The following is a 22188-nucleotide window of genomic DNA, read 5'->3' as shown; positions in this document are numbered from 1 at the left end:
GCTCGCTGCCGGCCGCACGTATTTTTGACCGATACCCGTACCACCGTTCGAAGCGATGAGCGACGACAGTTCGCAGCCCGCCGATACGATGGTTGAACGGAGTTCGAACTCGAGATGGAAGCTATGGCTACTGCTGAACGGCAACCGGTGGCTCGTCACGATCCTGCTCGCCGCGTTCGCGTTCGTCGGGCTGCTCGTGATCAGTCAGGTGAGCCCGGTCTCCCTGCGGGCGCTGATGGGCGAGAAGGAACCCGTCCACTTCCTCTTTCAGGCGCTCGTCACCTCGCTGATCACCGGCGTCACGCTCGTCCTGACGATCAACCAGCTCGTGCTCTCCCAGGAGCTCGGCGCCGTCGACGACCAGCGCGGACGCCTCGAGGGCTCGCTCGAGTTCCACGAGGACGTCGAGGACGTGATCGACGCGCCGATCAGCCCGCCGGATCCCGCGTCGTTCCTGCAGGCGATCATCGACGCCTCGCTGGATCGGGCGATCGAGTTCCGCGACGCCGTCGACGACAGTCGCGACGAGGAGTTCGAGAACCGAGTCAACGACTTCGTCGACAACATCACCGGCCACGCGGAGACGGTCCACGACGAGCTGGACGACGCCCAGTTCGGCACCTACGAGGTCATCAAGTCGGCGCTCGACTACAACTACTCCTGGAAGATCTTCCGCGCTCGTCGGTTGCGCAACGTCCACGCCGACTCCTTTACCGACGAGGCCCGTGACGCACACGACCAGCTGCTCGAGTCGCTGAAGCTGTTCGGGCTCGCCCGCGAGCACTTCAAAACGCTGTACTTCCAGTGGGAGTTGATCAACCTCTCGCGGGGGATCATGTACGTCTCGGTACCCTCGCTGATCGTGGCGATGTCGATGATCGCCTTCTTCGACGCCGACGCGGTATCGGGTACTGCCCTCGGAATCGACGCCGTCGTCTGGGTCGTCGTGGCGGCGGCGACGGTCTCGATCGTGCCGTTCCTGCTGCTCGTCTCGTTCGTCCTGCGGCTCGGAACGATGGCCAAGCGGACGCTGGCGATCGGCCCGTTCATCCTCCGGCAGTCGAACCGCAACGAGGAGATCGACTGGGACTGAACCGGGTCGTCAATCGCCAGTTTCGACATGGCCGTGACGCGCGTCGCCTGATCCGTCTCGACGATCCGAACGCGGAAGGGTGCTCGGCACCTTTCCGAGCCCGTGATCGTCGTCATCTGCGGGCCACCCGGTGCGGGCAAGACGACCGTCGCGACCCGCGTCGCCGACCGCCTCGAGGCCCGCGGCGAGCCGGTTCGGCTGGTACACTCCGACGAGTTCTCGAGGCGGACCTACGAGCGTCTCTTCGAGCGAGTCGTCGACGGACCCGACGACGTCACCTGGCTGGTCGACGGCACCTTCTACCGGCGCGAGTGGCAGACGCAGTTCCGAACCCTCGGCGACGTTCGGTTCGCCCTCGTGACCGCGAGCCTCGAGACCTGCCTCGAGCGAAACCGCCAGCGCGAGGACGCGATCGACGAGCAGGGCGTCCACGTCGTCTTCCGGGAGTTCGACGACCCCGGGGCCGAGCTCGAGCTCGACACCGACGAGCTGTCGGCCGCGGCGGCGACCGAGCAGGTGCTCGAGGCACTCGATCGGTGGCGCTCGGCGTAGCGAGCGGGGCGGCTACGGCCCGAGTCCGTCGGCCAGCGAGAACGACTCGGGGAGCCGATCCGGAACCTCCTCGTCGGGGAGTACGTCCCAGCCGAGTTCGTCCTCGCCGGGCTCGGAGTCGGTCTCGAACCCCGGGTCGTCGGCCGGCTCGCGCTCGCGGTACTCCGGCGGCGGACCGCCGTGGGCGTAGACGCCCTCGGGGTGGTCGACCGTCCAGACGTGCATCATGCAGGGCGTTCGACAGGGGGGTGCCAGCTCGCCCTCGCGGTAGGCCCCCTCGTAGACCGTCCGGTAGTACCACCAGGCGAGTCGTCCGGGGGCTCCGGCGTGGTAGTGCCAGGGCGAGCAGCGGTCCGGATCGCCGTCGGGGTGGTGATCGTGGTCGTCGTGCGGATAGTGATCGTCGTCGCCGTGCGGATGACCGTCACCGTGGTCGTGGTCGCCGTGTCCGTCCGCATCGGAGTCGCCGTGATGTTCACCGTCGTCGTTTTCAGGCGGGCCGTCCCAGCCGTCGTCCTCGTCGGCCTCGTACACCGCTGGCGGCGGAGAGATCGGCTCGCCGTCGCGGGTCGCGATGAACATCACGCCGATCGAGCGCCAGGAGTCGTTGTCCACTAGCACCGACTCCGGGCGCTCCGGGTCGAGAACGGCGTCGTCGCCGATGTACTCCGGATGGAGCCAGTGGGACCAGCCGTCGTCGTCGCCGTCGAGCGTGTCGAAGTAGGGTTTGAAGCCGGCCTCGAGCAGGGCACCAGCGTCGGGGTACCGATCCTCGAGCGTCTCCGAGACTGCCTCTCGAAGCTCGAGCGTAACGGGGTGGTCGTCGGTACACCCCTCCATGCTCGCACCCACGCAGTGGCCCATACTCGGTCGGAGCGTCGCGTCGGGACACCGCCCGGAGAGCAGTCCGCCTTCGCCCGTGCCGTCGGCCTGTGCGGTGCCGACCGTCGAGAGCGCCACCGTTCCGGCGCCGGCACCCAGCACAGCTCGCCGCGTGAGCCTCGCGCCGTCGTCGCTATCGTTCATGGCACTGCGTGTCACGAGAGGCGTCCTGTTAAACGATGTTGGCGGTCGCGACGACTGTCGTCGGCGCTGTCGTCGCTTCACCGATCGATTTACCGTGCGAGCCCGTAGTGCCGTACGCGATGGTTTCCCTCCCGCTCGAGGTCCTCCTCGCGTTGCTCCTCGTCGCTCTGCTGTCGGGGGTCGGCTGCACGACGGTCGGCGCGGGCGGGATCTTCGTGACGATCGCGCTCTACCTGCTGACGCCGCTGTCCTCAGCCGAAGTAGCGGGAACCGCCCACGTGCTGTTCGTCCTCGTCGGGGTGATCGGCGTCGTCGGCTACGCGCGATCGGGCGAGCTGGTCGGTCGACAGGGGCGGGCACTGGCGACGGTCCTCGCGGGCTCGAGCGTGCTGGGTGCGCTGGCCGGGACCCTCCTGAACGCGTTCGTCTCGCGGCGACTGTTCGGGATCCTGCTGGGGCTCCTCATCGTCTGTACCGGGATCTTACTGGCGTACCGTCGGCTCCGAGGGCTGCCGTCGCTGGCCGCCGTCGACCCGGAATCGAGGGGCGGACGGCTCGTCTTCGCGGGGCTCGGGCTCGCGTTGGGCGCCGTCGCCGGGCTGGTCGGCGTCGGCGGTCCCGTCCTCGCCGTGCCGGCGCTGGTCCTACTGGGCGTGCCGATGCTCGTGGCCCTGGGAGTCGCACAGCTCCAGGCGATCTTCATCTCCGGCTTCGCCGTCGGCGGTTACTACCTGCAGGACGCCGTCTCGGTCGCGCTCGCGGGACTGCTCGCGGTACCGATCGTCGTCGGCGCCGTCGCCGGCTGGCTGGTCGCCCACCGGGTCGATCCGGCCCGGCTCGAGCTGGTTCTGGGGATCGTCCTCGTCCCGACCGGAATGTACCTCGTGCTCTGACGCTACTCGAGGACGGTCCCCGTTCCCGCCCGCTCGAGCCCCGCGAGGTCGATCTCGCCGCCGGGCATCGGAACTCCCGAGTACGGGTCCTCCTCGAGCAACAGGGAGCCGTCCAGATCGGCGTAATCGAGGAGCGGCGCGAGGTGACAGGCCGCCGCGATGGAGGCGTTCGATTCGGTCATGCAGCCACACATCACCTCGAGGCCGTGGGCGCGGGCGGTGTGGATCATTCGCTTCGCCTCACGGAGGCCGCCACACTTCATCAGTTTGAGGTTCGCGATGTCACAGCGGTCGGCGATCTGCGGAACGTCCTCGACGGTGAGACAGGACTCGTCGGCGGCAATCGGCAGCGACGAGCGCTCGTAGACGAACCGCAGCCCCTCCGGGTCCTCGGCGGCGACTGGCTGTTCGACGAACTCGAGGTCGAACTCGGCGAGGCGGTCGATTTTCGACACCGCCTCGCGGGGCGTCCAGGCCTCGTTGGCGTCGACGAACAGGTCGACGTCGGGCGCGACCGAGCGGATCGTCCGGACGATCTCGACGTCGCGGTCGGTGCCGAGCTTGACCTTCAGGCGCCCGTGGCCGCGCTCGAGGGCCGTCTCGGTCTTCTCGCGCATCGTCTCCGGGTCGTCGAGCCCGATCGTGTAGGAGGTCTCGAGCGTTCGGTCGGGATCGAGTCCCCAATAGCGATAGAGGGGTTCTCCTAGGCGCTTGGCGGCGAGATCGTGGAGCGCGACGCTGACCGCACAGCGGGCCGCCGGATTTCGGTTGACGGTCTCGCGCATGCGGCGCTCGATCCGCTCGAGGGCGTGGGGGTCGCCGACATCCTCGACGACCGCGAGCAGCTCCGGCAGCACGGCGGCGACGGTGTCGGGCGTCTCGCCGTAGTGGGGGGAGGGGCCCGCGCCGCCGACGCCGACGGTGCCGTCAGCGTCTTCGATTCGAACGGTGACGACCTCAGCCTCGGTCGCCGTCCCACGGGAGATTCCAAAGGGGAACTCGAGGGGAAGACTGTGGCGTTCGAACGCGGTCTCGAGGCTCATTCGAGCAGTTCCTCCAGCAGGTCGTCCGTGCCGAACCGGATGACGTCGCTGGCGGGCGCGCCGAGCTCCTCGACGTACTCGTCGACGGCCCGTCTCGCCTCGTCGTCCGCGAGGTGGCTCGTGTTGAGCGCGCCCGCAGTGATCGTCGCGTCGGCGACCGGCTCGGCGAGGTCCTCGTAGAGGTCGACGTACGCCTGAATCGAGGGGAGCTCGAACGACTCGTAGCCGTGGATCGCCTCCTTGCCGGCCTCGTGACAGAGCACGAGCTGGTCGGCCATCGAGCCGTGGAGGATGCCGCAGGTGACCGCCGAGTACGCCGGGTGGACGATGCTCCCCTGGCCCTCGACGAAGAGGTAGTCGTGCTCGTCGCCCTTCTCGAGGATCATCTCCTCGACGGCGCCCGCGGTGAAGTCGGAGACGACGCGGTCGATCGGGTTCCCCCAGCCCTCGATCATGATCCCCGTCTGGCCCGTCGGGATCACAGCGGCGTCGTAGCCGGCCTCGCGGGCGTCGCGAGCGAGCTCCATCGAGACGGTCATCTTGCCGACCGAACAGTCGGTGCCGACGGTGAGGATGACCTCGGCGTCGACGTCCCCGGCGACGCCGTCGGCGACCGTCAGCTCGTCGTGGGGCTTCCGGACGTCCCAGAGCTCGCAGTCGTTCTCCTCGGCGAGCGCGGCGAACTCCTCGTCGTCCTCGAGGAAGAAGTGAAGTCCGGAGATGACGTCACAGCCGTTCTCGAGGGCCGTGCGAACGTCCCCGCGCCAGCTCTCGTCGAAGCCGCCGCCGATGGGGGCGATCCCGATCAGCAGGGCGTCGACGTCCCCGACATCGTCCATCCCCTCGACGATCGGGGCGTCCTGGACGTCTGACACGCGATCGGCGACGCGGTCGCCGGCGCTGTCGCGGTCGAGGACGGCCTCGACGTCGTAGTCGGCGTACCGTAGCACTCCCAGGGCCGTCTTGGCCCGGTCCGGGAACTTCTCGTGGGCGAGAATCGCGATCTGCATACGGAGCCATCTGACGAGCGATCACTTAACGGTAGACATCTCGTCGACGGACTGGCAGTCCGGTGACAGCACGCAGCGTGCGGACTCGGACGGATCGGCGTCTCATACGGTTTACTGTCCGTCAGTTCCGACGCAACCGCGACCCGGGCAGCGGTTGCGCCGGGAAATCGGTACAGCAATCCGCCTCAGTCGTCGGGACGACTCGAGGAGTCGGCGTCGACCCGCGTCGGTCGGCCCTCGCCAACCTCGAGGGGGAACGTCCGATCGCCGTCGGCGTCGGAATCGCCGGGGGCGAGTTCGGCCTCGACCTTCTCGACGAGCAGGTCGACGGCCATCCGATTCGCCCCCTCGGGGATGATGATGTCGGCGTTTTTCTTCGTCGGCGCGACGAACTGCTCGTGCATCGGCTTCACGGTCTCTAAGTACTGGTCGATGACGCCCTCGAGCCCCCGCCCGCGGTCGATGACGTCGCGCTCGATCCGCCGGAGGATGCGGACGTCGGCGTCGGTCATCACGTACACCTTCAGGTCGAGCATCTCGAGGACCTGCTCGTCGAACAGCGAGAGGATTCCCTCGAGGACGATCACGTCCGACGGCTCGACGGTGACGCGCTCGTCCTTTCGGTTGTGGACCTCGAAGTCGTACTGGGGCATCTCGACGGGCTGGCCCATCAACAGGCTGTCGAGTTGCTCGCGCAGTAGCTCCCACTCGAAGGCGTCGGGGTGGTCGTAGTTGACCTCGGCGCGCTCCTCGTAGTCGAGGTGGGAGAGGTCCTCGTAATAGTTGTCGAGCGGGATCCGCGTGACGGCCTCGCCGACCGTCTCGGCGACGGTCCGAGAAACCGTCGTCTTGCCGGCCCCCGTGCCGCCGGCGATACCGATGACGAACGACGGGATACTCATCACTCGATTCTCGGACGGCGCGCTAATGAATGCCCTGATGTTCGCCCGTTCGCGGGCTCGACAGGAGAGAGTAGTTCGTCGTTCAGAGTTCGCGTGAAACTCGCGTTCAGCACAGGTGAACGACGTATCAGCTCAGTCCGACCATCCCACCTGTGGTGGCGTGCGCTGTCGACCGAGCGAGCGAAAGCGAGGGCGGTCGACGATGCCGCGCGAGGGACGAACGAGCGAGGCGCGGCGCGTTGCGCCGCGAGAATGCGAACGGCGGCAGCCGTGAGCGCAGCGAGTGAGTCGGCTGGGGAGGGCGTGGCGATCCCCTGTGTTCGTGCGAGCAGGACTGTTACTCGTCGGTATTACCGCGAAAGCCCTGGCCCGCTCGAGGGCTGCGGCTCGCTGTGCTCCTCGGTCACGTTGCTCCCTGCGGTGCTTACTTCGCCTCGCTCCTCGAGCGGGCCAGCCCCTTTCAGTCCCACCCAGCAGTGGTCAGTTAGGGCTGCAGACTTGAGACCGAACGTTCCATCCGTACCTCTAGGTAGCAGTTCGGACAGTTCGGGCTGAATAGCAACAGCGTAACCAACCCGCTGTTAAATCACCGTCAGCGTCGTCGTCCAGAACGACCGGTAGGCGTCCTCGAGCGCCGGCTTCGGATCCCCCGTCGCGTCGACGGCGGCGGTCGCGGCCGGCTCGAGGTCGGCCTCCTCGACGAGTGTATCGACGACGCCGCGCTGGCCGACGACGTAGAGGCGGTCGGCGTCGCGCTCCGCGAGGGCGTCACGGCAGCGCTCGAGGTGGTCGTCGATCTGGTCGTCGCGAATGCGCTCGAAGCGGGCCTGCGAGAACCCACCCTTCGAGTGGTTGCCCTTGACGTCGCTGTCGAAGCCGCGGTAGTCAACCCGCTCGTCGTCCTCGTAGGTTCCGAGCGCGAACAGATCCGCGCGCACGAGCGCGAGCGCGTGGCGGCCGGTCGGCAGGAACCACTCCCGCTCGAGGTCGAAGCGGTCGTCCCAGGTCGCCTCGAGGGACGGCCGGACGGGCGGGTCCAGCGCGACCGAGACGAGGCCGGCGTCGTCGACACAGCACAGACAGGGCGCGGCGTCCTCGAGCAGCGCGACGCGTTCGCCGAGGACGTCCGAGAGATCCTCGCGGACGGAGCCGGGTATCTCCGCTTCGAGACTTGCGGTGAGCGCCCCCTCCGGAGCCGTTCGAAGCGAGCGCAGTCGTTCGAGGACGTCCTCGAGGCGGGCGCCGCGTAGGTCGACGCGCCGGCGAACGGTCGGCCCGCCGTCGTCGGCCTCGACGCGCTCGAGTTCGCCCTCGAGCTGGGCGATGCGGTCCTCGAGCCGGTTCTGTTGCTCCTCGGCTTCCTGACGGGCCGTCGCCGCGTCGGCTCGTCGTTCGGATTCGGCCTCGTAGCGCTCCCGCAGCCGCTCGTTTTCCTCCTCGAGTTCGTCGATGCGCGCCTTCAGGGGGGCGCGGCCGAGCAACTCGTCGAGCATCTGACCGAACACGCGAAGCGGGGGTACTTCTAGGTTCCGGCGTCGGGGTAGTCGTCGGTATCGGGGCCGGAGGGCTCCCAGCCGGCGAAGGAAAGCAGCTGTCGAGCCCGCTCGCGCCGTGCGAGCAACACCTCCTGCAACGAGGGCGGGCTCCGGACGTCGGTGTCCTCAAGCATCGACTGCGGGAGCGCGAGGGTGTTCGTCGGGACGGCCGAATCGCCGTGGACCGGGAAGTGCTGGGACTCGAGTTTCATCACCAGCGGGGCGTCGAGCCGTTCGACGCCCTCGCCGGTCGTGTACACTTCCTCGTTGAGGCGTTCGTGCTGTTCGTCGTGTATGAGGGCGTGTTGCCGGTCGGTCGGGGTCACGTAGAGGCGACCGAGGTAGTAGCTTCCGGAGAACACTTCGAACATGTCACTAGATATCATGGACCGAGGCGGTATAACTTTTCTGTGGGCTGTTTCGTGCGCGTAGTGCAATCGTCAACCGCTCGTTTCGGTCGGTCGGCGGTACCGTCGCGCGATTACAACAGTTCATAACGCCGACGATAAACACGACGAGAACGGCGTCTGACGGCGGTAACTCCCGACTGTCCGGCAGATGAACGGTTTGAACGATCCGGATGAAACCGGATCGTTTCGAGCCGTCGACGACGAGTCACCCGCTACGTACGACCGCTGCAACGCGACTAAAGCCAGTGTAAATCCACCGGGTCTTCCGAACGGCCGAACCGAGGGCGTAAACGGTTCCGAACGAAGGCCCGACTTTTTAGGCCGGTCGACGGTCGAACAGGGTAATGAACTCCACCCGGTCGGCCGCCCTCCTCGCTGCGGTCCTCCTCGTCGGGCTGACGGTCGCCCCCGTTGCCAGCGGGGCCTTCATGAGCGTCGGCGCCGACGATCGGTCGGACGAACAGGACGACGAGCAACACGATTCGGAAGTCGAACGCGGCGTCACCACGTTCATGCAGTCGAGCGCGACCGACACCTCGAGCACGGTCGAATCCGAGATGTTCGAAGCGAAGTACGAAACCGCCGACGACGACGCCCGGGAACGGCTCGTCGACGAGCGAGCGGACGGCCTGGAAGCGCAATTCGAGAGCCTCGAGCACGAGCGCGACGAACTCCGCGAACACGGCGACGAGCTCTCGACGCCACAGTACCAGGCCCGGATGACCCGGCTAACCGTCGAGATCGTGGCCCTGGAGCGGGCGATCGAGCAGACCATCCCGTTCGCGGACGACAAGGAGGTCGGCGTCGACCGCCTCGAGGCCCTCGAGGAGAACGTCGTCGACCTCGGCAGCGAACAGATCGCGGCCGTCGCGACGGAGCTGCTGGGCTTCGAGGGCTACCTCGAGGGAGAACCGATCGGTGACGACAGCGACGAGACGGACGCTGCGGACGGCGGGGGGTAACTGCGATCCGCGGGACCGAGCGACCCGCTGAGAAGACACGCTTTTCAGCGGCGCCACCCAAACGCTGCTACGAATGGACTCCGCCGCCCTGTTGGACCTCCTCGGGAACGAAAACCGGAGACGCATCCTCCGATTGCTCGCGCGAAAACCCTGCTACGTGACCGAGATCTCGGAGTACCTCGGCGTGAGTCCCAAGGCGGTGATTGAACACCTGCGCAAGCTCGAGGAGGCCGGCCTGATCGAGAGCCGGATCGACGACCAGCGCCGGAAGTACTTCCACATCGCCCGCAACCTTCGCCTCGAGGTAAGCCTCTCGCCGTACGGCTACGTGAGCAAGAGCGCCTACCCGGCGAACAGCAGCTTCGACATCGCGACCTGTCGCCACCTCGAGATCGACGTCTCCTGGGACGACACCGACGACCTGGAGGAACTCCTGGCGACCTTAGAGCAGCTCGAGCAGCTCGAAAACGAGCTGTCGCTGGCCCAGCGGTGGGTCCAGCGCCACGTCTGTGACGTGCTCGATCGGATCTCCGAGACGGTCGGCACCGGTCCCGAGAGCCGGATCTACGCCGACGTCCTCGCGAGCATTCGCTCCGAGCCCAAATCGGTCTCCGAGCTGGGCGAGGACGTCGACGCGCCCCGCGAGGTCGTCGCCGAGATCCTCGAGCTGATGGCCGACGAGGGGATGGTCCGACGGACGAGACGCGGCTGGGAGCTCGTTCCCGAGCCCGAGGAGTCCTGACGTCGGCTCACGGCTACCGACGTCGGCGCTCTCCGCTCCCGTGTAGTCGGTGGCCTTACTCGACAAGCAAGTCGTACAGCATTAGCGCTCCAGTGGCGAGGAAAACGACGCCGCCAGCGAGAGCGAACGTTCCGGCGTCGAGCAGCAGGTAGTACCCAGCAAAGCCGAGGACGATTACGGCCCCGATGGCCCGTGCGGTCCGGGTTCCCCAGGCGTCGACCAGCTGCCGTGTGAGCGTAGACACGATCGAACGATCTGTCATCGATCCACAAAATAGTTTCTAGCGGCTGAGCCGTACGTGATCAGCAGAACCGACTCGGACGATGTGGTCCCAGTAGCGAGCCGGGCTCCTCGACTGTCCCTATTCGATCTCCTGAAACAGCCCGTTTCGAAGGTCCCGGCCGAGGTAGTAGCCGACGAGACAGGCGACCAGCCCGGCCGTCACGCCGACGGCCAGCACCGCCCGTCCCGACCCGGCGACCGCGAGCACCGCGTTGCTCACCACCGCGGCGATCCCGCCGACCGAGGCGCCGGCCGTCCCCACCTCGAGGTAGCGCCGTTTCGACGTGGCGAGCCCGATCGCGAACGCGACGGCGAACATGCCGACGATCTGGCCGGCGATCGGAATCGTTAGCTCGCCGGCGAAGAAGCCGACCCCGACGGCGAGGACGAGCGCGAGAAACGCCTTGGGGGAGAACGCCGTTTCGAGCGAGGGGCGGGGAAGCGACGGCAGGCGCGACCGGAGCGAGGTGCCCTCGGTCGCGTTCGCCTCCGCTTCCGTCTCGGGCGAGGCCGCGGGGGGCGCGTCAGCGCTCGAGCCCGCGTCGACCTCCGCGTCGGAGCCCGAGAGCAGTCGCTCCGTCTCCTCGAGGAGCTCGTCGGTCGAACGCTCCCCGCGGTCGGCCTCGACGAACTCGTCCGAACGATCGCCCATACGTGAGTCGAAGCGTTCCGAGACCATGGCCTTTTCCCACGGTCGACGGGCGTTCTTTTTACCCTCCCCGACGTACTGGGTGGCAGTGACTACCGAGCTGATCGTCTTCGGGGTGATCTCGATCGCTCTCGGGGGAGGGTTGCTGTACGCCGGACGCCACCTCTACCCGCGGCTCGATCTCACCCGTGAGGCGCTGAGTACCGTCCGCCTGCTGACGGCGGTCATCGCCGGCGTGCTCCTCCTGATGGGGATGGGGCTCGTCGCGGTCGGTCTGGTTACCTAGACTCGACGCCGAAAGAGTGCCTTCAAGTCCGGCGCCGCGCAACGGAGAGGTATGAATCCAGGCGACCGCGTTCGCGTCGATCGCGCGGACCGCAGCTACGAGGGCGTCCTGTTGCCCTCGAGTACGGACGAGCAGCTCGTGGTGAAACTCGAGGGCGGCTACAACGTCGGAATCGACCGCGAGGACGCCGCGGTCGACGTGCTCGAGGAGGACGTCTACGAGATCGACGGCTCCAGTTCCGACGACGAGGGCGGGTCGGCGGTCGAGTTCGACGCCGAGCTGCCGACGATCGCGCTGATCTCGACGGGGGGAACGATCGCCTCGACGGTCGACTACCGCACCGGCGCGGTAACCGCGCAGTTCGACGCCGAGGACGTCCTGCGTGCGGTCCCCGACCTGGCGGGCCGGGCGAACTACAGGGGGAGAGTCGTCGCCAACATCCTCTCGGAGAACATGGAGCCACCGATCTGGCAGGACCTCGCCCGTGCGGTCCGCGAGGAGATTGAAGACGGCGCCGACGGCGTCGTCGTCATGCACGGCACCGACACGATGCAGTACTCCGCGTCGGCGCTCGCCTTTATGCTCGAGACGCCCGTCCCCATCGTCTTTACGGGCAGCCAGCGCTCGGCGGATCGGCCCTCCTCCGACAACGTGATGAACGCCGTCTGTGCCGTCGAGGCCGCCAAAAGCGACTGCGCGGAGGTTATGGTCTGTATGCACGCCTCCGAGAGCGACGACCGCTGTGCGCTCCACCGCGGGACTCGAGTGCGGAAGAACCACACCTCACGCCGGGACGCCTTCGAGACGATCGGTGCCGAGCCGCTGGGCGAGGTCGACTACGACTCCGAGGCGGTCTCGTTTCGCCGGGACTACCAGCGGCGAGACGAGAGCGAGGTGGACCTCGAGCTCGAGGCCGACCTGGAGGAAGACGTCGAACTGCTGAAGTTCACCCCCGGGATGGACCCGGCATTCCTCGACGTCGTCGAGGGAAGCGAGGGACTGGTCCTCGAGGGCACCGGACTCGGCCACGTCCACACCGATCTCATCCCCCGCATCGAGGAGCTGATCGAGGACGGCACGACGGTCGTCATGACCAGCCAGTGTCTCGAGGGACGGGTCTGTGACCGCGTCTACGACACGGGTCGGGACCTGCTCGAGGCCGGCGTGATCGAGGCCGGCGACACCCTGCCGGGAACGGCGAAGGTCAAGCTGATGTGGACACTCGCGAACGCCGACTCGGTCCCGGAGGCGATGGAGACGTCGCTGGCCGGCGAACTGCAGGAGCGGTCGACCCCCTGGGAGTGATCGAATGTCAGTCGGAATCACCATTCGGCGAGCGACGCACGACGACTACGAGGGCGTCAAGGCGTTCACCGAGGACCTTTGGGCGGATCGTGGCGGCGACTACATCCCCGAGATCTACCACGACTGGCTCGAGGACGGCGACGAGCGAAAGAAGACGTTCCTCGCCGACGCCGGCGACGAGGTCGCGGGGATCGTTCAGGCCGTGATGCTCTCGGACGACGAGGCCTGGTTCCAGGGGATGCGGGTCAACCCCGCCTACCAGCGCCAGGGGCTGAGCGGTCGGCTCAACGAGGCCTGCTTCGAGTGGGCCCGCGAGCAGGGGGCGACCGTCGGGCGGATTATGATCTTCTCGTGGAACGCCGCCTCCCTCGGAGCGGCACGAACGGGCGGGTTCGAGCCCCTGACCGAGTTTCGCTTCGCTCACCCCGAGCCCGATTCGGACGCCTCGAGTCCGGACTCGGTCTCGAGCGATCCCCGACGCGCCTGGCGCTACTGGACTCACAGCGACGCCCGCGACCACCTGCGGGGACTGGGTTTTGCCCCCGAGGAGTCGTGGGCGATGCGCGAACTTGCGCGAGAGGACTTCGAGCGTCTCGCCGACGAAACGGCCGTCTTCGCCGTCGAACGGGAGTCGGCCCCGGTTGGGGCGTCCTACCGCGCCCGAACGTACGACCGCGAGGGCGACGACGGCGAACCCGAAACGTGGGCCGAGTACGGGGTCGGCGTCTGGGACGACGTCGACGCCGCCCGGTCGCTGTTCGGCGCGATCGCCCGGGACGCCGCCGAACTCGGCGCGGACCGAACGCGGGTTCTGATCCCCGAAACCGCCGGGTACGTCAGCGACGCCTCCTACGCGGGCGCGGAGATCTCGGAGGAGCCGGACTTCGTGCTCGGGATCGAGCTCTGATACGGTCTACTGGAAGTCATCGCCGGTACAACCGCGACCGCCCTGCGGTTGTACCGGTAAATCGTTACCAGTAGTTGGTAGTACGATTTCTTTATTCAGAGGCACCCGTGAAACTCGCGTTACGTACAGCGAACTTTTTTACCGAGGGCATCGGCTGACGCCGAGGCGTCAGCCTCAACCCCCGGCAAAAAACTTCGATGAAAAAAGGCCGACGGCTCGCCCACGGGGCTCGCCGTCGGTGAAACGCCTCGCTTCGCTCGGCGTATTCCTCTCCGTTCCATACGCAGACGTAGTTACCGGAGCGCTCGAGCACCGGAACCGACGCCGATCCTCGAGCACCCCGTCTCAGTCGCCTTCGACCGTGAGCGACAGCCGGCGACGGTCCGTCTCGAACCCGTGTCGCTCGTAGACGGCGATCGCTCGCTCGTTGTCGACGTCGACCTCGAGGGAGAGTGCTTCGCAGCCGACCGCTCGAGCCCGCTCCACGGCGCGCTCGAGGAGGGCGTCGACGAGGCCCGTTCCGCGATAGGACTCGCGGACGTAGAGATCGCCGACCGTCAGCCGGTCGGGTCGGTCGAAAACGGCGGGGGACTCGTCGACGTCGGTAGTGACGAACCCCGCGAGGTCGCCGTCGCTATCGGGGCGAAACACCGGGTCGGTCGATCCGTCGGCGTCGAGTCCGTCGACGGCGATCCACGTCCGATGGCCGTCGGCCGCGAGTCGCTTGAGCCGGTATGCGACCTCCGCGGCGACGAGATCGACGTCGGCGGCGAGTGCGTGGCCCTCGACAATCGACTCGAGTTCGCGGCGGTACGGAAGCCACAGCTCTTCGACGTAGTGACGGACGGCCGCCTCGTCGGGTCGAAGGCGCCGGAACTCCATCAGCCGCCGCTGACCGGCGGGAACAGCGCTAGCTCGTCTCCCTCCTCGAGTTCGGTCTCGAGACCCTCCTCCTCGACTAAGACGTTCGTGCCGTTTCGTAACACGTTGATCTGGGAGCGCAGTTCGCCGTCCTCGAGGACGCGGTCCTCGAGTTCGGGGCGTCCCTCGAGGAGCTCCTCGAGGGCGTCGCCGACGGTGTCGCCGGCGTCGGCCTCGACCGCGACGTGTTTGTCGCCCGCTCGTTCGGCGAGATCCGCGAACAGCTTCCACTCGGTCATGGATGGCGCTATCCGCGCCGCGGGCAAGTAGCTACCGCTCCGGGAGCCGACGGAGGGCCTCCGGACGGCCGAGCACGTACGCGACGTCGCCGGCGGCGAGACGGAGATCGTCGGGCGGGAGCGCGACGGCGTCGTCACCGTCCCGGTCGACCGCGAGCACCAGCGCCGGCAGCGAGTCGACGGTCGTCCCGTCGAGGGAGCCGCCGGCGTCGACGGCCAGCGCGGTGACCGTCTCGTCGGCCGCACGGAGCGCGGACACCAGCTCCCGTTCCGCGTCGGGCGTTCCCGGAAGCGTGACGAGCCGGTACGGGCGGTCGGCGTCGAACGCGCCGACGTCGTCGGCGTCGACGGCGACGGTCGCCGCGTCGGCGGCCGTTCCCCGCAGTTCGCCGACCGCGAGCGGTCGGGCTCCGTCGTCGCTGGTCCAGATCTGGACGGCGTCGCCCGGGCTGGCGTCCGCAGCAGGATCCGCACGAACCGAGAGGGCGACGGTGCCGGGAGCCAGCGTCGGCCCGATTCCCGCCGGTCGGCTCCCCAGTCCGAGGTACTCGATCTCGCCGTCGGCCCCGAGCTCGACGTCGACGTGACCGATCCCGTAGTCGCGCTCGAGGCGCGCGGTCAGCCGAGCGCGTAGCTGTCCGACGGGCAGGTGTCGCGGGAAGAGAAACGTCTCGCCGGCGAGATCCGCCTTCGTCTCAGCGTCGACCGGATCGTAGCCATCGACGTCCTCGATCGTCTCCGGGAGCTCCACCGCGGTCACGCGGCCGGCCGAGCGGACGAGCTGTCCCACGTCGTCGATCGTCCGCGGCGCGGCGAGCGCGAACACGTCCCGGCCGAGGTAATCCCCGACCCGTCGCCCGCCGTCGGCGGCGATCGCGCTCGTCGCGAAGACGACGACGGTGTACACCGCGGTCTCGATCTCGAGCAGCGGCGTCGTCCCGATGATCGCGTCCTGGAGGGCGGTCTTCGTGTTCAACCAGATCGCGACGGCCGTGATACCGGCGAGGACGCCGACCCCCTCCGGAAGTTCGTCGGCGCTGTACCACCGGAAGGTCACGGCCGCGGCTGCCGCCGTTCCGGCCGCGAGGACGGTAAAGCCGAGTATCCTGCCCAGGACGTCGAGCAGCGAGTCGACGGCGGGGTCGGGCTGGGCGAGCTGCGCGACGAACGGATCGATCACGGGCGATCACCCCGCCGACGGTCGACCGTCGGGCGACTCATCGTCCGACCGCCTCCGCGAAGGCGTCGGTCGTCCCTTCGGGGCCGGCGACGAACGCCTCGTCGCCAGCTTCGAGTCGGTCCCCTCCCCCCGGAACGAACCGCCACCCCTGGCGACGGTCGTCGGGATCGACGTCCTGTCTGCGGACCGCGAGCACTCGAACGTCGGCGGGCGGATCGACGGGCACCGACTCCGCGGTCGCGCCCACGGTCAGTCGACGGATCGCGTACCCGGCGCGTTTGACCAGCGCGAACGCCTCGAAGTCCCGGTTAGTTCCCCGCGAGCGGACGATCAGTCGCGGCGTCTCCGTCTCGAGCAGCGGCTTCACGGCCGACCGGTCGACGGTCATCGTGACGAGGCCGACGCCGCCGGGGCTCGCGACGCTCGAGCCGCCCGGAGCCGGAGACGGGGAGTCAGTCGGTTCCCGCTCTGCGTCCGACGCGGCCGGCTCGACCCGGTTCGCATCGGATTCCGCCGATGACTCTCGGTCCGCCAGTGGCTCTCGGTCGTCCCGGTCGACCCGTGCGCTCAGTACTCTCCCCGCGATCGATCGGGAGTCCCCCTGTACGGTCACCCGATCCCCGCGTGCCAGCCCCGTCGGCACCAGCGTCGCGATCGACACCGCCCGCTTCCCCTCCGGCACGCGCCGCGAGAGCCCGCCGGCCGACGGCGCCGCGGCGATCGTCGCACGTCCTCGCTCGTCGATCGAGACGGTGACGTCCGCGAGCTCGTGGTCGGTTCGCAGGCGCTCCTCGAGGCGCACCTCGAGCTCCGACAGCGGAAGGTCGGCCGGGAGCCGCCAGGAGCCGGTCCGGAGCGTCCTGCGGAGATCGGCCGACAGCGGCGGATACCCCTCCATATCGCGGATCTCGCCGGTGGGCCGGATCGTAACCTGTCCGGCCGCGCCGACGAGCTCGATCACGTCGGCCGAAAGGGTTCGCTGACGCAGTCCGGACAGCGAGAGCCGTCGCGGCAGCTCGGCACCGAGTTTATCGCCCTCGTTGTGGGCGTACAGCGCGAGCATTAGAACGACCAGCACGGCGACCAGCAGCCGGGGGGATTGGGCGATGTCGGGCTCGACGAGCCCGAGCAGGCCGCCCTGGACGCTGGCGATCGAGAGCGCCAGCACGACCACACCGAATCCGGGCAGCGTAACGCCGGTCACGTAGCGAACGAGAAAGCCGAGCGCGCCGGAGACGAACGCGGGCACGATTCCGGTCAGGAGACCGAGGTAGAGACCGAGCAGTACTTCGACCGGCAACGTCATTATCGGCCGATCGGCCGGAACCGTTAAACAGCTACCGGCTCGCAAGGCTGCAGCCGGAACGAACTTGGGCCGCGGACGGGAACGAACGAGGAAGACGATGAGTTCAGATCCACAGCGCGTCGCGATCGCGTGCCAGGGCGGCGGCAGCCACACGGCGTTTACCGCCGGCGTCCTCTCTCGCCTACTCGAGGACGAGGCCCTCGCGGACGACGTCGAGATCGTCGGGTTCAGCGGGACCTCCGGCGGAGCCGTCTGCGCACTGCTCGCGTGGTACGGTCGCGAACACCCCGATCACGAGCCCGGAGCGCTGCTGGCCGACTACTGGGCGGACATGGCCGCCCGCGGACCGATCGACCGGCTGGCAAACGAGACGGTCCGCTGGACCGGCCGACTCCAGCGAATGGGCGTTCCAACCCCCGAGGTCAGCCCCTACCAGTCCCCCGCCGCGCTCTGGGGTCGCCGGGAGTTTCTCGGCCTGCTCGAGCGCCACGTGGACTTCGAGGGGATCCCCGAGCTGCTGGACGGGAGCGAACCGGCGCTGTTGATCAGCGCCGCCAACGTGCTCTCGGGCGAGTTCAAGCTCTTCCGCGAGGACGAGCTCTCGGCGGAGGCGGTCCTGGCGTCGGCCGCCATCCCCTACGCCTTCCCGGCCGAGGAAGTCGGTGGCGAGTACTACTGGGACGGCCTGTTCTCGAAGAACCCGCCGATCAAGGACTTCGTGAGCAACCGGGAGACGGCCGATCCCGACGAGATCTGGGTGATCAAGATCAACCCGCAGGAACGACCCCGCGTCCCGAAATCCCAGGAGGGGATCGCCGACCGGCGGAACGAACTCTCGGGTAACAAGTCCCTGAACAGTGAGGTGAGTTTCGTCGAACAGCTCAACGACTGGATCGAGGCGGGCTACCTCCCCGAGAAGTTCACCCACACCGAGATCGAACGCATCCGCTTTCGCCGGCCCGATCTGGGCTGGCGGACGAAGCTCGACCGGAGCCCGGACTTCCTCGAGGGGTTGTTCGAAGACGGCGAGGAGGCCGCGGCGGAGTTCCTCGCCGACCGGGAGGCGACCGCGAACGAAGAGGTTTAATCGGCCACGCCGCCGAGCGGGGGTATGGTCGGCGAACGAATCGTGGAGCGGCTGCCCGAAAACTGGCGCTGGGTCGTGACGACGCGGGCGGCCGTCGTCCTCGCCCTGCTCGTCGCCCTGCTCTCGGTTGCAACGGGGATCCTCAGGATCGATCAGCAGGCGGCGGACTTCGGCCCCTTCGCCTCCCACGTGCCGATCGTCGTCCAGAACGCGGTCGGCTTTACGGGAGCGCTGACCGGCTTTCTGATGCTGGCGAGCGCGCTCGCGCTCAGGCGGCGACTGCGCGCCGGCTGGTGGGCGACGATCCTGCTGTTGCCGCTGACGGCGATCCAGGGGTTGTTACAGGCGAGCCCGTACTCGCTGCCGCTGGTGGTGCTCTCGGTGTGTGCCCTCCCGACGCTGCTGCTCAGCCGACGACGGTTCGACCAGTCGCTCTCGCTGACGACGACCCAGTTAGCGGCTGGCGGCGCGCTCGTCGGCGTCCAGGGCTACGGCACCTTCGGCGCCTACGCGATGCGCGAGCAGTTCGACGGGATCGACCACCTGCTCGACGCCTTCTACTTCACGCTGATCACCTCGAGCACGGTCGGCTACGGCGACATCGGCCCGGAAACGGAGGTCGCGATCCTCTTTACGATGTCCGTCGTCGTGCTGGGCGTCGCCAGCTTCGGTATCGCCATCGGGGCGCTCGTCGGTCCCGCGATCCAGGCGCGCATCTCGAAGACCCTCGGAATTATGACCGATTCAGAACTCGAACTCCTCGAAGACCACATCCTCGTACTCGGCTACGGGGACCTGACCGAACCGATCGTCAACGAACTCCACGGTGCGGACCGACAGTTCCTGGTCGTCACGCGGGATCAGGAGGCCGCCAGCGCACTCTCCGACCGCGACATACGCGTGCTGACGGCCAATCCGAGCGACGAGGAACCCCTCCGCCGAGCGCAAATCGAGAACGCCCGGGCCGTCCTCGTCGCGACCGACGACGACGCCCAGGACGCGCTGGCGGTGCTGACCGCCCGAGAGCTGCGACCGGACGTCCGCATCGTTACCGCCGCGACCGACCGCGAAAACACCCGAAAACTCAAACGCGCCGGCGCTGACGACGTCATCAGCCTCTCGGAGCTGGGCGGCCACCTGCTCGTCCAGTCGGCGCTGGGAAAGGACGAGTCGCCGGTCGTCTCGCAATTGCTCGAGACGGAGTAACCCGTCCGCAGCGGCGTGACGCCACTCGACCCTCCGATTACAGCCAATCCCACCGCAAAAAATATAGTGTGCTGGAGGTGAGTGTATGAGTGCGGATATGACACAAATGATACGTGAACGAACCGTCAGCCGGCTCGGTGGTCCCGGTTCGAGACGAGGCGTACCGGATCGGTCGCCGCTCGAGCCGACGGAGGGAGCGTAGATGCTGCAGCTACTCGACGCCGCGTTCGTGCTCCAGGCGGAGGGCGAGGAGCTACCGATGGACGAGTCGACGTTCGTCCTCATCGCGCTGGCCGTCTCGCTCGTCTTCCTGGTGATCACGATCGGCGTCGCCTACTGGATCTACAAGGACGCCTCGAAACGGGAGAACAACGAACTCCTCTGGGCGCTCGGCACCGCCGGGCTGCTGTTCCTGTTCTTCCCGCTCGGTGTCGTCGCCGCGATCGCGTACTTCGTCGTCCGCGGCGAGAAGACACCCGAGGACGAGGGGGGACCGCAGCAGGCCGAACCCGCCGGCCAGGAGTGGTAGCGACCGGGAGCCGCTCCCTCGAGCCCGCGAGTCCGTCCTCGAGAGCCCGATACAGTTGGTATCGTCCCACGATTACCTCGATCTCGCCCGTCCGAAACAGTTGCGGGAGGAACAAGTCAGCCGTAGAAACTAGATAGTAATCGGACGGTCTCTCGTCGACACCCGTATGACGAAGTGGCGACGGCGTTCGGTGCTTGCGACCGGTGCAACGCTCACTGCAGGGGGGACCCTCGCGTCGATCGGTGCCGGGGAGGAGTCGACCGACGACGACCTGCCGGACCCGGACCGCGATCCGAACCCGGGGATGGACGAGGACTGGCCGTCGTTCGACGGCGACGCCGGGCACGCGAGGTACGTCTCCGACGGGACCGCGCTCGACGGCGACGCGCTCGAGGACGCCTGGTCGGTCGACGCCGGGTTCGGACGAGACGCCGGCGTGGCCGTCGCCGACGACGTCGTCTACGCGACGAACGCGAACGGAGTCATCGCGCTCGACGTCGCCGACGGGTCGATCATCTGGGAGAACACCGACATCGACGCGAACGCGCCGTCGGTCGTCGACGACACCGTCTACGTTACCGGCGACGAACTGTTCGCGCTCGACATCGCCGATGGGAGCATCCGGTGGCAGACCGAGTTCGAGCCCGAGGAGCCGATTCAGAGTCAGACCGTCGCGTACGGAGGCGTCTTCGTCGTCGGCGGCGGCACGCTGTACGCCCTCGAGACCGACGACGGCTCGGTGCGATGGGAGATCGACACGCTCACCGCTGAACAGCAACACGATGACGAGGGCGAGCAGGAGTACGACTTCCTCGATACGACCGCCGCGGCGAACGGCGTCGTCTACGCCGGCGCGGGGGATCTGGAAGGTGGTGCAACGGTTGCACTCGACCCCGATACGGGTGATGAGGTCTGGCGAGGGGATTCGAATTTTTACACCGGAGGCGCCCAGGCACGGGCGACGTCGACCGCCGTTGTTGTGAGCCGGGTCGATTTCTACGCCCGGGTGCTCCTCGACGCACAGACCGGCGAGCATATCGCGAAGGTGTCCGCGGAGGGGATCTCGGTGACGCTCGGCGAGGAGCGTTACCTCAGCGGGTACGAGGCCGACCAGCTCACAGGAAGCGCCTATCACGGCGACGAGGACGACTGGGGTGTCGACGTGTCTCGAAACGTCGGCCGCGCGATCATCGCCGGCGACACCGTCTACGTCTACTTCAGGGGGACGGATGCGACGTACGGAGAATACGACGGCGAACTCGTCGCCCTCGACAAGGACGACGGAAGCGAGCGCTGGGCGATCCAAGCCGGGGAGCTGCCGGTCGGCAACGTCCTGGGTATCAGCGACGGGACGCTCTACGTCGAACACGAGGACAGTCTCGTCGCACTTCGCGAGGAGGATGATGAGGACGAAGAGACCGGCGAGGACGACGAGGGTGACGAAGACGAGAGCGAAAACGGCGACGATGCCGAAGACGATAATGAAGACGACGGAGACGAGGACGAAAGTGAGGAAACGGCGGACGATGATCGCGGAGGTGGGGACGACGAGGATGACGACGACGGTGAGGAGGAGAGCGAAGACCAGAGGGATGACCACGGCGAGCAGTACGACGGAGATGAGGAGGGCGAAGCGGATGACAACGAAGGGACGGCCGACGACGAAGACGAGAGCGAAAACGGAGACGACGAGCAGTACGACGGAGATGAGTACGACGGAGATGAGGACGACTCGGATGACGACGGCGACGACGAGATAGACGACGAAAATGAGGACGATATCGACCATGAAGACGACACCGACGACTCTGAGGAGGACAATATCGGCGACGAAGACGACGGTGACGACGAGGACGGCGATATCGACGACGAAGGGACTGACTCGGTTCCCGGCTTTACGCCCGGTGCCGGCCTCGTCGGTGGCGCGTTAGGGCTCGAGTGGCTCCGACGGAAAGCGGGGACGAACGATACCGTAGACGAGCCAACGGAGGCTGCGGAGGACCGAGCGGAGTAACCCGCAAGTCGGATCGGTGATCCGCCAGCCGAACCGACGGACCTCGTCGAGTAGTCCAGATCCAATTTTGGGACGGTTGTTGTGCGATCAATTCAGTGATAACAACCCG

At 67.5% G+C, this 22188-nt stretch carries 24 protein-coding genes; 12 read left to right on the top strand and 12 right to left on the bottom strand.

The window, feature by feature from the left end:
- The first annotated feature begins 55 nt into the window (after positions 1-55).
- Positions 56-1093 carry a hypothetical protein gene (locus ACFEMD_RS11590; protein WP_394741158.1) on the top strand — a complete coding sequence of 346 codons (1038 nt, stop codon included), beginning with the start codon at positions 56-58 and terminating at the stop codon, positions 1091-1093.
- 63 nt (positions 1094-1156) lie between these two features.
- Positions 1157-1645: an ATP-binding protein gene (locus tag ACFEMD_RS11585; RefSeq protein WP_394741640.1), complete on the top strand. Its 489-nt coding sequence runs from the start codon at positions 1157-1159 to the stop codon at positions 1643-1645.
- Between the two features lie 12 nt (positions 1646-1657).
- Here the strand turns inward: ACFEMD_RS11585 and ACFEMD_RS11580 are convergent, their stop codons facing one another.
- Positions 1658-2671, bottom strand: a complete 1014-nt coding sequence (locus tag ACFEMD_RS11580; RefSeq protein WP_394741157.1) for a hypothetical protein — start codon at positions 2669-2671, stop codon at positions 1658-1660.
- Positions 2672-2790: 119 nt separating this feature from the next.
- Between ACFEMD_RS11580 and ACFEMD_RS11575 the strand changes: the two genes are divergently transcribed.
- The gene (locus ACFEMD_RS11575; RefSeq protein ID WP_394741156.1) at positions 2791-3564 is read left to right on the top strand and encodes a sulfite exporter TauE/SafE family protein; all 774 of its coding nucleotides are present in this window, start codon (positions 2791-2793) and stop codon (positions 3562-3564) included.
- Positions 3565-3566: 2 nt separating this feature from the next.
- On the opposite strand, the gene ACFEMD_RS11570 is transcribed toward ACFEMD_RS11575, so the two are convergent.
- From ACFEMD_RS11570 to ACFEMD_RS11550, 5 genes are all read right to left on the bottom strand, one after another.
- The gene (locus ACFEMD_RS11570) at positions 3567-4607 is read right to left on the bottom strand and encodes a dipeptide epimerase (RefSeq protein ID WP_394741155.1); all 1041 of its coding nucleotides are present in this window, start codon (positions 4605-4607) and stop codon (positions 3567-3569) included.
- Entirely contained in the window at positions 4604-5617 is a 1014-nt protein-coding gene (locus tag ACFEMD_RS11565) for a DUF1611 domain-containing protein (protein ID WP_394741154.1), read from the bottom strand. Before ACFEMD_RS11565 ends, ACFEMD_RS11570 begins: the two co-directional genes overlap by 4 nt.
- A 185-nt stretch (positions 5618-5802) precedes the next feature.
- Complete coding sequence (gene udk / locus ACFEMD_RS11560; protein WP_394741153.1) at positions 5803-6519, bottom strand: uridine kinase; 717 nt, start codon at positions 6517-6519, stop codon at positions 5803-5805.
- Between the two features lie 581 nt (positions 6520-7100).
- Positions 7101-8012, bottom strand: coding sequence for a Vms1/Ankzf1 family peptidyl-tRNA hydrolase (locus ACFEMD_RS11555; protein WP_394741152.1), 912 nt, complete (start codon positions 8010-8012; stop codon positions 7101-7103).
- A gap of 29 nt (positions 8013-8041) precedes the next feature.
- Complete coding sequence (locus tag ACFEMD_RS11550) at positions 8042-8425, bottom strand: DUF5802 family protein (protein ID WP_394741151.1); 384 nt, start codon at positions 8423-8425, stop codon at positions 8042-8044.
- Between the two features lie 383 nt (positions 8426-8808).
- On the opposite strand from ACFEMD_RS11550, the gene ACFEMD_RS11545 reads away from it, so the two are divergent.
- Entirely contained in the window at positions 8809-9426 is a 618-nt protein-coding gene (locus tag ACFEMD_RS11545; protein ID WP_394741150.1) for a hypothetical protein, read from the top strand.
- 73 nt (positions 9427-9499) lie between these two features.
- Complete coding sequence (locus ACFEMD_RS11540) at positions 9500-10168, top strand: ArsR/SmtB family transcription factor (protein ID WP_005554232.1); 669 nt, start codon at positions 9500-9502, stop codon at positions 10166-10168.
- A gap of 55 nt (positions 10169-10223) precedes the next feature.
- Here ACFEMD_RS11540 and ACFEMD_RS11535 read toward each other — a convergent pair whose 3' ends face one another.
- On the bottom strand, positions 10224-10412 hold the full coding sequence (locus tag ACFEMD_RS11535; protein WP_394741149.1) for a hypothetical protein: 189 nt from the start codon (positions 10410-10412) through the stop codon (positions 10224-10226).
- A gap of 117 nt (positions 10413-10529) precedes the next feature.
- Positions 10530-11102, bottom strand: coding sequence for a DUF456 domain-containing protein (locus ACFEMD_RS11530; RefSeq protein ID WP_394741148.1), 573 nt, complete (start codon positions 11100-11102; stop codon positions 10530-10532).
- Positions 11103-11187: 85 nt separating this feature from the next.
- On the opposite strand from ACFEMD_RS11530, the gene ACFEMD_RS11525 reads away from it, so the two are divergent.
- The 3 genes from ACFEMD_RS11525 to ACFEMD_RS11515 are packed head-to-tail and all read left to right on the top strand — an operon-like array spanning position 11188 to position 13597.
- The gene (locus ACFEMD_RS11525; RefSeq protein ID WP_005554237.1) at positions 11188-11385 is read left to right on the top strand and encodes a hypothetical protein; all 198 of its coding nucleotides are present in this window, start codon (positions 11188-11190) and stop codon (positions 11383-11385) included.
- 51 nt (positions 11386-11436) lie between these two features.
- Positions 11437-12690 (top strand): Glu-tRNA(Gln) amidotransferase subunit GatD, encoded by a 1254-nt coding sequence (gene gatD, locus ACFEMD_RS11520; protein WP_394741147.1) that lies wholly within the window; start codon positions 11437-11439, stop codon positions 12688-12690.
- 4 nt (positions 12691-12694) lie between these two features.
- Entirely contained in the window at positions 12695-13597 is a 903-nt protein-coding gene (locus ACFEMD_RS11515; protein WP_394741146.1) for a GNAT family N-acetyltransferase, read from the top strand.
- Between the two features lie 345 nt (positions 13598-13942).
- Here ACFEMD_RS11515 and ACFEMD_RS11510 read toward each other — a convergent pair whose 3' ends face one another.
- Genes ACFEMD_RS11510 through ACFEMD_RS11495 form a run of 4 tightly spaced genes read right to left on the bottom strand, consistent with a single transcriptional unit; the run spans position 13943 to position 17243 of the window.
- Positions 13943-14479 carry a GNAT family N-acetyltransferase gene (locus tag ACFEMD_RS11510; protein ID WP_394741145.1) on the bottom strand — a complete coding sequence of 179 codons (537 nt, stop codon included), beginning with the start codon at positions 14477-14479 and terminating at the stop codon, positions 13943-13945.
- The gene (locus tag ACFEMD_RS11505) at positions 14479-14757 is read right to left on the bottom strand and encodes a ubiquitin-like small modifier protein 1 (RefSeq protein ID WP_005554241.1); all 279 of its coding nucleotides are present in this window, start codon (positions 14755-14757) and stop codon (positions 14479-14481) included. Before ACFEMD_RS11505 ends, ACFEMD_RS11510 begins: the two co-directional genes overlap by 1 nt.
- 31 nt (positions 14758-14788) lie before the next feature.
- Entirely contained in the window at positions 14789-15937 is a 1149-nt protein-coding gene (locus ACFEMD_RS11500) for a TrkA C-terminal domain-containing protein (RefSeq protein WP_394741144.1), read from the bottom strand.
- A 37-nt stretch (positions 15938-15974) separates the two neighbouring features.
- Positions 15975-17243: a TrkA C-terminal domain-containing protein gene (locus ACFEMD_RS11495; protein WP_394741143.1), complete on the bottom strand. Its 1269-nt coding sequence runs from the start codon at positions 17241-17243 to the stop codon at positions 15975-15977.
- A 97-nt stretch (positions 17244-17340) separates the two neighbouring features.
- Between ACFEMD_RS11495 and ACFEMD_RS11490 the strand changes: the two genes are divergently transcribed.
- The 4 genes from ACFEMD_RS11490 to ACFEMD_RS11475 all read left to right on the top strand — a co-directional run bounded on the left by ACFEMD_RS11490 (position 17341) and on the right by ACFEMD_RS11475 (position 22079).
- Positions 17341-18330 (top strand): patatin-like phospholipase family protein, encoded by a 990-nt coding sequence (locus ACFEMD_RS11490; RefSeq protein WP_394741142.1) that lies wholly within the window; start codon positions 17341-17343, stop codon positions 18328-18330.
- Between the two features lie 24 nt (positions 18331-18354).
- Positions 18355-19536, top strand: coding sequence for an NAD-binding protein (locus ACFEMD_RS11485; RefSeq protein ID WP_394741141.1), 1182 nt, complete (start codon positions 18355-18357; stop codon positions 19534-19536).
- Positions 19537-19738: 202 nt separating this feature from the next.
- Positions 19739-20065, top strand: a complete 327-nt coding sequence (locus ACFEMD_RS11480) for a hypothetical protein (RefSeq protein ID WP_394741140.1) — start codon at positions 19739-19741, stop codon at positions 20063-20065.
- A gap of 166 nt (positions 20066-20231) precedes the next feature.
- Entirely contained in the window at positions 20232-22079 is a 1848-nt protein-coding gene (locus ACFEMD_RS11475; RefSeq protein ID WP_394741139.1) for a PQQ-like beta-propeller repeat protein, read from the top strand.
- Positions 22080-22188 lie beyond the last annotated feature (109 nt).

It is taken from the genome of Natronococcus roseus (assembly GCF_043677095.1).
Taxonomy (GTDB): domain Archaea; phylum Halobacteriota; class Halobacteria; order Halobacteriales; family Natrialbaceae; genus Natronococcus; species Natronococcus roseus.
This window is presented reverse-complemented; position numbering and strand designations above follow the sequence as displayed.

Excerpts from the sequence above, each read along its gene's own strand:
- udk (WP_394741153.1), bottom strand. The coding sequence starts at position 6,519 with ATGAGTATCCCGTCGTTCGTCATCGGTATCGCCGGCGGCACGGGGGCC.
- ACFEMD_RS11530 (WP_394741148.1), bottom strand. The coding sequence starts at position 11,102 with ATGGGCGATCGTTCGGACGAGTTCGTCGAGGCCGACCGCGGGGAGCGT.
- ACFEMD_RS11545 (WP_394741150.1), top strand. The coding sequence starts at position 8,809 with ATGAACTCCACCCGGTCGGCCGCCCTCCTCGCTGCGGTCCTCCTCGTC.
- ACFEMD_RS11580 (WP_394741157.1), bottom strand. The coding sequence starts at position 2,671 with ATGAACGATAGCGACGACGGCGCGAGGCTCACGCGGCGAGCTGTGCTG.
- ACFEMD_RS11550 (WP_394741151.1), bottom strand. The coding sequence starts at position 8,425 with ATGTTCGAAGTGTTCTCCGGAAGCTACTACCTCGGTCGCCTCTACGTG.
- ACFEMD_RS11485 (WP_394741141.1), top strand. The coding sequence starts at position 18,355 with ATGGTCGGCGAACGAATCGTGGAGCGGCTGCCCGAAAACTGGCGCTGG.
- ACFEMD_RS11565 (WP_394741154.1), bottom strand. The coding sequence starts at position 5,617 with ATGCAGATCGCGATTCTCGCCCACGAGAAGTTCCCGGACCGGGCCAAG.
- ACFEMD_RS11555 (WP_394741152.1), bottom strand. The coding sequence starts at position 8,012 with ATGCTCGACGAGTTGCTCGGCCGCGCCCCCCTGAAGGCGCGCATCGAC.
- gatD (WP_394741147.1), top strand. The coding sequence starts at position 11,437 with ATGAATCCAGGCGACCGCGTTCGCGTCGATCGCGCGGACCGCAGCTAC.
- ACFEMD_RS11510 (WP_394741145.1), bottom strand. The coding sequence starts at position 14,479 with ATGGAGTTCCGGCGCCTTCGACCCGACGAGGCGGCCGTCCGTCACTAC.
- ACFEMD_RS11590 (WP_394741158.1), top strand. The coding sequence starts at position 56 with ATGAGCGACGACAGTTCGCAGCCCGCCGATACGATGGTTGAACGGAGT.
- ACFEMD_RS11490 (WP_394741142.1), top strand. The coding sequence starts at position 17,341 with ATGAGTTCAGATCCACAGCGCGTCGCGATCGCGTGCCAGGGCGGCGGC.
- ACFEMD_RS11515 (WP_394741146.1), top strand. The coding sequence starts at position 12,695 with ATGTCAGTCGGAATCACCATTCGGCGAGCGACGCACGACGACTACGAG.
- ACFEMD_RS11495 (WP_394741143.1), bottom strand. The coding sequence starts at position 17,243 with ATGACGTTGCCGGTCGAAGTACTGCTCGGTCTCTACCTCGGTCTCCTG.
- ACFEMD_RS11480 (WP_394741140.1), top strand. The coding sequence starts at position 19,739 with ATGCTGCAGCTACTCGACGCCGCGTTCGTGCTCCAGGCGGAGGGCGAG.
- ACFEMD_RS11505 (WP_005554241.1), bottom strand. The coding sequence starts at position 14,757 with ATGACCGAGTGGAAGCTGTTCGCGGATCTCGCCGAACGAGCGGGCGAC.
- ACFEMD_RS11540 (WP_005554232.1), top strand. The coding sequence starts at position 9,500 with ATGGACTCCGCCGCCCTGTTGGACCTCCTCGGGAACGAAAACCGGAGA.
- ACFEMD_RS11575 (WP_394741156.1), top strand. The coding sequence starts at position 2,791 with ATGGTTTCCCTCCCGCTCGAGGTCCTCCTCGCGTTGCTCCTCGTCGCT.
- ACFEMD_RS11570 (WP_394741155.1), bottom strand. The coding sequence starts at position 4,607 with ATGAGCCTCGAGACCGCGTTCGAACGCCACAGTCTTCCCCTCGAGTTC.
- ACFEMD_RS11475 (WP_394741139.1), top strand. The coding sequence starts at position 20,232 with ATGACGAAGTGGCGACGGCGTTCGGTGCTTGCGACCGGTGCAACGCTC.